This is a genomic window from Mycoplasma sp. 5370 (genome assembly GCF_054343435.1).
In genome coordinates this window covers 1-9,607 of sequence record NZ_JBTGVF010000027.1, presented here as the reverse complement: position 1 = coordinate 9,607, position 9,607 = coordinate 1, and the positions used below count along the sequence as shown (strand labels likewise).

The following is a 9,607-nucleotide window of genomic DNA, read 5'->3' as shown; positions in this document are numbered from 1 at the left end:
AATAAGGCGAACAAAAAAACTTAACCTAATGTTAAGTTTTTTGTCCCACTTTAAATTTATAATTTTTATAAAAAATCGTGACAAATTATTTCTGTTCTAATAAAAAATTTACAATTTACAAAACATTTGTAGAAAAAGTGTTATAATAATAATGAATAATGGATTCATCACATTTAATTATCTAGATTTAGATAATGAAAAACCCCATTGACGCACAATGAGGTTTTTTTATTATTTTTTTTGAGGTGATGAACTTTAACAAATTTATAATTTTAGAATTTAATTATAAAAACTAAAATTATAACTAAAATTAGAGTTAACACCTTATCTATAAATAATGAAATAATGGATTCATCACCCCTTTCTGTGACAAAAAACTTAGTCACATTTTAATATTACCACAAAATTTATTTTGTTACGAAAATACGGAAAAAATTGGGATTTTTGGTTTGTTTTTCCTAAAATTTTTGTGTCATTTTAAGATTAACACATTTAAAAATTCTATGAAAAAATAATAGAGTTTTTTACATTAGTAAATGCCCTGGGACATTTTGATTAATAATTTGCAAAATTTACATAATCACCTTTAGAAAAAGTGTTATAATAATATTGTAAAGAGATTTCTCATTACACTATAGTTATATAATTTTACAGAATTTATAACTTAAGAATTTAATAATAAAAACTAAAATTATAACTAAAATTAAAGTTAACATCTTATTAATGAATATTTAAATAAATAGTTCATTACACTTAATTATCTAAATTTAGATAATGAAAACCCCATTGCTCCACAATGAGGTTTTTTTATTATTTTTGATTATTTTCTCTTTATTTAATGAAAAAATATAATAGATAAAATGGATATTGAAAAAACTATTCAAATAATTAAAGCATTTTTAAAATAAATTGTTTTTGTTTTTTTGTAGTTTTTAGATAAATTAGAATCAATACTAATAAGTGATTCAATGTTTTTGTATTTATCTACTCTTTTTTCTCCTAAATAAAGTGTTAATAACATTAATCCAGATAAAATATTAGGTACTAATCAGTAGAAAATTTTAAGTGAAAAACTAAATATTTTAAGATTGTTTTCTAAATCAACAACATTTTTGTCAACAAAAATATTTTTAAAAATTACTAATAATAATCAATCAGATGTCCCTATTCCACCAGGTGTTGGAGAAAGGTTATTGGCTGTATTTACAAGAGCACTTCCTGCTAAAAAATTTAAGAATCAATACATAAATTGACCTGGTGTATTATATACTTCAAGTATTTTAGGTTGAATTATTAAAGCAATAAAAATAGCGCCATTTAATACGAAATTTAAAATTTTATATAAAAATATACACTCTAAAAATAATTTAATATCTTTAAAGACATTTTTAATATTGTTTTTAAATTCAGAGAATTTATTTTCTAAAACTATTTTTTTTCTATCTAAATTACTAAAATAATATAAAGGATGAAGTTTATGAAAGAAAATGATAACTCTTATAATAAAGTGTTGAACTGGTTTAACAACTGAAATTAGTAGAATAATAAAAAACAGAACAATATTTAATAATATTCCTAAAATTAAAGAAATAAAAGTTATTATTTTTTTAGCATCTATATCAACTAAAAGAGTATCTCTATATAAATAAAAACCTAATGGAATAAAAATAAAAGAAGTTATTAAAATAGATATTTGTTGAAATAGTGATGATAAAGCAAATGCAGAAGCTAAATGTGATTTATTATACCCTTTTTTCTGTAAATATCAATATGAAGATAAATCACCACCAAAAGCAAAAGGAGTAATATTTTGAACAATAGTTCCTATAAAAATTGCTAAATATAAATGTTTGAACTTAACTTTAGTTCCTTGTTTTTTAAGTATTCTATAGAGCATAAACGTGCTAAATAGATAATAAAATAAAAAGGATAAACCAATTGCAATACTAAAAAATCTATTTAAATAATTATTTAAAAATATGTTGTAAAAAATAACAAATATTCCTAAAACTCCCTCAGCATCACTTTCTTTAGTTCTATAAATGGTTGAAAATAAAATTACAAAGATCACAAAGATTATTACTAAAAACGAAGCGAACTTAAAAATGTTTTTAATCTTACTATTTATGTTTGTTTCTTTTAATGAAATAGAAAAATCTATAATTTCTTTTTTGATTTCATCTTCTTTTTTAATTATTGAATTGATTTCTTGTTTGTGTATAAAGGTTGAAAAAGTAGAAAATTGTAGTAAATTTTGCACTTTATCAAAATAGAAATTAATAATAAATCCATTTTCTAAAGTTAGTTTTATAGAAATTGTTCTTTTTGAATAAAGATTTTCCTGCTTTTTAAGATCAAACTCTAAAATTTTATATTTAGAAATCATTTTTTCTCTTTTGATTTTTTTAACAAATTTTAAAAAGGAGTTAAAACTCATAGCTATAGTTTGATTAAATCTTGAAACATTAACATCAATTTCTTTTTTTATCTTTGTTAATGAATTGCAAATATCTTTTTTATTGTTTTTAAAATAATCAAAAACTTCTATATTAAATAAAATATCTGCTACATTTTCAAATCCAACTAAATCATTTTTGTTGCTAAAATCGATTTTATAAATTTTAATTCCATCATAAACAAAAACTAAGTTTTTAATCTTATTTTTGTTTTTAAACACAAAATCAGTTAAAGAAATTTCTTTTGGACTTTGTATAATATTAGTAATTCCTTTATCTCTTAAAAGTCTTTGAAAAATAGATAATTTATCATCTAAAATATGAAATTCAACATTATTTAAACCATTATTTTTATCACTAATATACTCAACAGTCAGTAAGTTAATATCATCTTGTGTTAATTCTATATATTTATTATTTAAATTTTTAACAAAGATATTTTTTGTTTGCTTTTGAATATTATTAAAAAATAGAATATCTTTTTTTTCTTTTTTTTCTTTTAATAATGTTTGTTTAATTTCTCTTTTTAAAGGAATTTCTTTACCATTTAAAAAGCCATTAAAATGTTTGATAGAAATATTTTTATATGGTAAAAATACAGATAAATCATCTTTTTTGTCAATAGAAATTAAATACTTATTATCAGAAAAAACGGTTTTGTTACTTTTGATAATTCTTTTATCTAAAAAAACAATACCTTCTTCTCTGTTTTGAACTTTATTAAAAGCTAAAGTATTAAATAATTCTAGTTTATTTAAAAATTGTTCTTCTTTTTTTGTTAAGTTATCTCAAGTTCTTTTTTTGAAAACAATTTTATAAAAATCATTTTCTTTTAAAAATAAAATGGAGTAATCATAACTTTGCTTAAAAATTTCGTTTAATGCAAAATCTTTAGTTAAATTATTTTCTGCATTTAAAACTGTTATTTTATTATTTTGATCACTTGATAAGATTTTAATAAAAATTTCTGCAAAAGCATAATTGATATCATCATGATCAAAATATATGAAAATTTTATGATTCTTATTTGATAACTTTTGAAGCATATTTTTAAATAAAGTAGCCTTTAGAAAAACACTATTTTCATTAATTTCTTCTTCAGAATTGCCTAATTTAGCTACGATTTCGGATGAAATTATATTTGCAGTTTTTAATTCATTTTCGGAAACAAAAAATTCTCCATCAGTTGCTAATGAATCCATTTTTTCTGTATTTTCTTCGTTTATATGATTAATTAAATGCTCGTTATTATTATCTATCGTCATTGTATCCTAAAATTATTTTTCTCTTTGTGAACCGAATAAATCAAAAGCTTCTTCTTCAACTTCCTCTATTTCATCGAATTCTCCAGATGGTTCTACAAATTGATCAAACTCGTGAAATTTTGGTAAATCTTGAAGAGATTTTAATTTAAAATAATCGTAAAATCTATTTGTAATTCCATATAAAGTTGGTTGTCCAACAGTTGGTGAAACACCCACCTCTTCTATTATTCCTTTCATTAATAAGGAAGCAACAATTGCATCTGAAGCAACTCCACGAATGTCACTAATCATCGATCTAGTTACTGGTTGTTTGTAAGCAACAATTGCTGCAGTTTCAATAGCTGCATTTGATAATTTGTGTCTTCTTGTAATTGTTACTAAATCAGAAATATATTCTTTAAATTCTTCTCTTGTAGCAAATTTAAAAACATCATTAAATTCAACTACAAAGATTCCACGTTCAAGTCTGTTAAAGTTATCTGCAAATCTTTTTAGCAAACTTCTTGCTTCATTAACTGTGTTTAACTTTAGAACTTGTTGTAATTGTTCAGAAGAAATCCCTTCTTCTCCTTGCATATAAATTAAAGCTTCAATTATTTTATTTTTCATAGTTTGGTCCTTTTTCTATTATTATTGTAGCAAATTGTTCTTCTTGTGTTAAGATAATTTCTTCTTTTCTACTCATATCTAATAATGCTATTAAAGTAATTACAAAGTGTTTTATGGAAGGTACTGAAAAGATCATTTCAAAAGTAACTTTTCCGTGTTTTGCAAATAACTCTCTTATCATTTTCATTTGATCGCCAGGAGTAACACTAACACTATCGATTTTAATTTGTCTTAATTTTTCAGCATGTAATCTTTCAAACATTAAAGTTAAAATTTGCGTTAATTTAGTTTTTGAAGAATTTCCATCCACTTGTGTTCTGTCAATAGGTCTAACAAATTCTTCCAAATCATTTGCTTTTTTAATAAAAATGTGAGATCTTTTTTCTTCTTGCTCTCTTAAAAGTTGAAAAATTGGTTTAAATTGTTGGTATTCAGCAAGTAATCTTAATAATTTTTCTTTATCTTCTTCAATTTCTTGTTTTATAACTTCATCTTTTTCTGCTAAAAGCATTTTTGCTTTTATTTGAATCAAAGTTGCTGCCATAACAAGATAATCAGTCGCTATTTCAAAGTGAGTATCCTTAATTCTATCAATAACTCTTAAATAGTCAGTAGCAAGTTCTGCTAAGTTTATTTCAAAAATATCTAAATTTTTCTCTTTTACTAAAGATAATAATAAATCTAATGGTCCACTAAAATTTTCAATATTTATATCAGCATCATTATTTTTTTCTGCTTCGATTTCTTTTTCAAGATTTTCTTCTATTTTATCTATATTTTCTTTAATTTTGTCTTTTAATTCATTCTCTAATTTTTCCATTATTTATCCTTTTTACTTCTTTTTTCTGGATCGCTAACAATATATTTACTTTCTATTATGTTTTTTACTCTTGCAGCTATTGCTTCATTTGATTGAGAACTAAAACTTAGTGGTTTTATTAAATTATGAAATATAACTTCTACCTTTAATTTTCCTTTTCTTTTGGAATCAAACATTAGTCCACTATAATTAATAGTTATAGGTAAAATTGGTAAAAACATTTTTTTAGCTATTTTAAAAGCTCCTGCTTTAAAATCTTGCATTTTACCATCTTTGCTTCTGGTTCCTTCTGGGAAAATTATTCCTATAGTTTTATTGGTTTTAACAAAATTTCCGAAATCATCTAAAGTTTTAAATGATTCTTTGATTTTAGAACGGTCAATAAAAAATGTATCAATTAAATTTAAAATACTTCTAGAAACTCAATTTTTAGTGAGTTCTTTTTTAGCAAGAAAGGTTAATATTCTTCTTGGATCTGTTTTTAACTCAATATCGGATTGCAAAGCACTAAATAAAATAAAAGAATCTCCATTAGACAAGTGGTTAGCAACAGCAATAAAATTTTTATTAGTTAAATTTTCTTTGCCCTTTACTTCAATTTCAACATTGTATAATTTTAAAATTTTTTCTGCATATTTTAAAATTAAATCGTTTCTAAATTGTGGTTTTAATTCAATTTTTCCTTTTTTATATTTTTTTGCCATTCTCCTAATTTTATTAAATCTATATAATCAAATAGGAGAAAACAGAATTTTTTTAAATTTTATATTCATAATAATATTCCTTTATTCTTTTTTAATTGCTACTGCAATAACTGTATCTTCATCATTTGAGGTTGATATTTCAAAATTTTGAAATTTATACTTTTTGTTTTCTTTATAAATATCAATTTGCTTAAAATTAAAATATTTATTATCTGCTTTAAAAATTGCTTCTTTAATTGCTCACCTTGTAGCTAAAAATTTTTCTTTATTTTCTGTTTTTATAAAAGAATTTCATTCATTTTCTGACAAAATTCTTTTTATAAAATTTTCTTTTTTTCCTTTAAATCTGGAAATTGAAATTATATCTACCCCAATCATATTTATAATTATACTTTTTTTTCGAAAAATAGGAAAAATATTGTATTTTTCTCATTTTTGTATTTTTTCTTACAAAAGTAGTAAAAAAAGGAAATAATAAGTATGCAAAACACTAAAAACAGAGGAATGATCTTAGAAAAAATAATTAATAATACTATTAAATTTTATTTAGAAAATAATATTGCAATTTTTCACAAAAAGAATTTAGATATTTCTTTTAAAAAAGTATCAAATAACAATGAGTTAGAAAATGCAATTATTTCTAAAAAAAGTACTGTTGATTATTATGGTATTTATAAAGGTTTTTTTATTTGTTTTGAAGCTAAAAGCACAAATGAAAATTACTTACCTAAACAAAACATAAAAGATCATCAATTAAAATATTTAAAAAACATTAATGCACATGGCGGTATTAGTTTCTTTATAATATTATTTAAACACTTAGAAAGATTTTTCCTTATTTCAGCAAATAAAATTGATCTAAATAGTGAACAATCAATAAATATTGATTTTTTATCAAAAGAAGGGATTGAAATAGATTTAATATATCCAGGAATTATTGATTTTGCACCATTTATCGAATCTATTTAATATTATTTGATATAGATTCTTTAAAATGTTTTGCTGGTTTAAACTTTGGAATTTTTTTAGGTTCAACAATATATTTTTCTTTGGTTTTTCAATAAATTGTTTCTCTTGCTTTTTGAGTTGTTATACAAAAAGTTCCAAATTTTGGAATCAAAATTTCTTCTTCTTCATTTAATTTATCCATAACTAAATTAATAAAAGAGTCTAAAAATAAATCACAATGTCTTATGTTTAATTTAGTTCTTTGTGAAAGTTCAACTAAAATTTCTTTTCTTTTCATTATTTATTCTCACCTTTGTTTTTTAAAATTAATTTAATTGGTGTTCCTTTAAAATTAAAATACTGTCTAAGTTGATTCTCAATATATCTTAAATAAGTAAAATGTGCATAATCTTTGTTATTAACAAAAAGTAAAAAAGTTGGAATAGGTCCTTCTACTTGTTTTATAAAGGAAATTTCCAGTCTTTTTCCTTTTAATGATGGAGCAGGTTGACTTATTTGAATTTCCATTAACACTTCATTTAAAAGACTTGCTTGAATTTTTCTTTGTAAATTTTCTTTTACATGAAGAATTTCTTCTTTTAATTTTTCTAATCTATTCTTGTATAAAGCAGAAATAAATACAACAGAAGCTCAATCTAAAAATTTATAATTTTTTCTAAGTTTTTTTTCAAAATTTACCATAGTATTTGTTTCTTTTTCAACCAAGTCCCATTTATTTACAACAATAATTATTGGTTTATTTTCTTCAAATGCATAACCAGCAAGTCTTGAATCAAAATGACTTAATTCTTGTGTTGCATCAATTATAATTAAAGATAAATTGCTTTCTGATAAGGAATTCATAGCTCTCATTAAGGCGTAATGATCAACCGATTCAACTAATTTAGATTTTCTTGTTATTCCAGCTGTATCAATAATTTCAAATTCTTGATTATCAATAGTTAAAAAAGAAGATATAGAATCCCTTGTAGTACCAGCTATCGGAGAAACAATAGATCTATTTTCATTAAGAAGAGAATTTAGCAATGATGATTTACCAGCATTTGGTTTACCTATTATTGAAAGTTTAAATTTATCCGATTTTTCTGTATTTTCGAAATTTAAATGAGCAACTACTTCATCTAATAAATCTCCTATACCTTCACTATGCATAGCTGAAAGTGGAAAATATTTTTCAAAACCAAGTTTATAAATTGAATAATCAAATTCTTTGTTTCCTTCTAATTTATTACATGCAACAAGGATTTTTTTTCCACTTTTTCTAAGTAAATTTACTACGAAAAAATCGTCTTTATCTACTTCATTTCTTCCATCAAGCATCAAAATAATTAAATCAGCTTCTTCAATAGCTATTTGTGCTTGAATTCTTATTTGCTCTTGAAAAATTCTTTCTTCAACTTCTATTCCACCTGTGTCTATTATTTTAAATTTCTTTCCTGTTCATTCAACTTCTTCATAAAGTCTATCTCTAGTTACACCAGGTTGATCATGAACTATTGATACACGTTTTCCTATTAATTTGTTAAAAAAAGTTGATTTACCAACATTAGGTTTTCCTACAATTGCAACTATGTTCTTACTCATTTTTCATCCTTTGCTCAACTAATTTTGAAATTTCTTCCACTACTTCTTCAAGAGTCAATTTAGAAGAATCAATTAAAATAGCATCTTCTGTTTTGTGTAAAGGATCATTTTCTCTATTCATATCTTGAAAATCACGATCTTCAATCTCTTTTTTGAGTTTTTCAAAATCTGTTTCAAATCCCATTTCTTTATTTTGTTTCATTCTTCTTAATGCTCGAACTTCTGCAGAAGCTCATAAAAATATTTTTAACTCAGCATTAGGTAAAATAACAAATGTTGTATCTCTTCCATCCATTATTACCCCTTTTTCCTTACTTGAATAATCTTGTAAAAATTTTACTATTTGCTTTCTTATTTCTTTATATCTGGCAATATTACTTGCTCCTCATGAAATAACATCTTGTCTTAAATCATTAGAATTAATTAGCTTATTTTCTAAATATAAATTACCTTTCTGATCTAAATGCAATTTGTCTATATTTCAATTTTCTAATACAAATTTTTCATTTGATATTTGAGAAAAATTATTTTCTCCTAATTTATTTAAAAAATACAAAGAAATTGCTCTATAAAATGATCCAGAATTAATAAATTTTAAGTCATATTTTTTAGCAAGGAGTTCAGAAACACTGGATTTACCAACTCCTGAAGGTCCATCGATAGCTATATTTATTTTTTTCATTTCTATCCTTTCATTTTCGATATTAATTGACTCAACATGTTGAATCTCTTCATCAAAAATATGTGAATCTATATTTATGTTTTCTACAAATGTAATTCTTTCCTTTTTTTCATTTAAAAAAGCATTTAACTCATTTATTTTATTATTTAAAAAATTAAAATTTAAACTTATATTTTTGTCATCTTCTAAATTACTATTTGCTTTTTTTTCTCTATCTAAATTTTCTAAAATTAAAAAATCATCTATTTTTAATGTGCTTTTTTTATTAAAATTTTCTACTATTTTTTTAATTTTATAATAATTTTTCTTAAGTTTTACATCTTTTTCTAAAAGAGCAAAATAAAAAAAAGAGTATCCATTAATAGAATCTCTATATTTTTTTCATTTTTGTCTTCTATTTTCTTTATTTTCATTCATAATTTTAATTAAATTATAAATGAAAATAAGAATATTTTTTTATTTATTTGCAAATTATTAATCAAAATGTCCCGGGGTATTTATTAATCAAAATGTCCTCC

The 9,607-nt window shown here is 22.5% G+C and carries 9 protein-coding genes; 1 reads left to right on the top strand and 8 read right to left on the bottom strand.

The features are described from left to right. Positions 1–835: 835 nt before the first annotated feature. The 5 genes from ACXX88_RS03470 to ACXX88_RS03450 all read right to left on the bottom strand — a co-directional run bounded on the left by ACXX88_RS03470 (position 836) and on the right by ACXX88_RS03450 (position 6,232). Entirely contained in the window at positions 836–3,721 is a 2,886-nt protein-coding gene (locus tag ACXX88_RS03470; RefSeq protein WP_458559604.1) for a lysylphosphatidylglycerol synthase domain-containing protein, read from the bottom strand. A 12-nt stretch (positions 3,722–3,733) separates the two neighbouring features. Beyond that, entirely contained in the window at positions 3,734–4,330 is a 597-nt protein-coding gene (scpB, locus tag ACXX88_RS03465; protein WP_436358474.1) for an SMC-Scp complex subunit ScpB, read from the bottom strand. Next, positions 4,320–5,150, bottom strand: coding sequence for a segregation/condensation protein A (locus ACXX88_RS03460; protein ID WP_458559603.1), 831 nt, complete (start codon positions 5,148–5,150; stop codon positions 4,320–4,322). Before ACXX88_RS03460 ends, scpB begins: the two co-directional genes overlap by 11 nt. Then, positions 5,150–5,854 (bottom strand): lysophospholipid acyltransferase family protein, encoded by a 705-nt coding sequence (locus ACXX88_RS03455; protein ID WP_436358476.1) that lies wholly within the window; start codon positions 5,852–5,854, stop codon positions 5,150–5,152. The genes ACXX88_RS03460 and ACXX88_RS03455 overlap by 1 nt, the downstream gene beginning before the upstream one ends. An 81-nt stretch (positions 5,855–5,935) precedes the next feature. Then, positions 5,936–6,232 (bottom strand): holo-ACP synthase, encoded by a 297-nt coding sequence (locus ACXX88_RS03450; RefSeq protein WP_436358477.1) that lies wholly within the window; start codon positions 6,230–6,232, stop codon positions 5,936–5,938. A 102-nt stretch (positions 6,233–6,334) separates the two neighbouring features. On the opposite strand from ACXX88_RS03450, the gene recU reads away from it, so the two are divergent. Then, positions 6,335–6,823 (top strand): Holliday junction resolvase RecU, encoded by a 489-nt coding sequence (gene recU / locus ACXX88_RS03445; RefSeq protein WP_458559602.1) that lies wholly within the window; start codon positions 6,335–6,337, stop codon positions 6,821–6,823. Here the strand turns inward: recU and ACXX88_RS03440 are convergent. Genes ACXX88_RS03440 through cmk form a run of 3 tightly spaced genes read right to left on the bottom strand, consistent with a single transcriptional unit; the run spans position 6,816 to position 9,506 of the window. Continuing rightward, positions 6,816–7,100, bottom strand: a complete 285-nt coding sequence (locus ACXX88_RS03440) for an HU family DNA-binding protein (RefSeq protein WP_436358479.1) — start codon at positions 7,098–7,100, stop codon at positions 6,816–6,818. The two genes, recU and ACXX88_RS03440, sit on opposite strands and share 8 nt — an antisense overlap. Beyond that, positions 7,100–8,407: a ribosome biogenesis GTPase Der gene (gene der, locus ACXX88_RS03435; RefSeq protein WP_436358480.1), complete on the bottom strand. Its 1,308-nt coding sequence runs from the start codon at positions 8,405–8,407 to the stop codon at positions 7,100–7,102. The genes ACXX88_RS03440 and der overlap by 1 nt, the downstream gene beginning before the upstream one ends. Beyond that, positions 8,400–9,506 (bottom strand): (d)CMP kinase, encoded by a 1,107-nt coding sequence (cmk, locus tag ACXX88_RS03430; RefSeq protein WP_458559601.1) that lies wholly within the window; start codon positions 9,504–9,506, stop codon positions 8,400–8,402. Before cmk ends, der begins: the two co-directional genes overlap by 8 nt. Between the last annotated feature and the right edge of the window lie 101 nt (positions 9,507–9,607).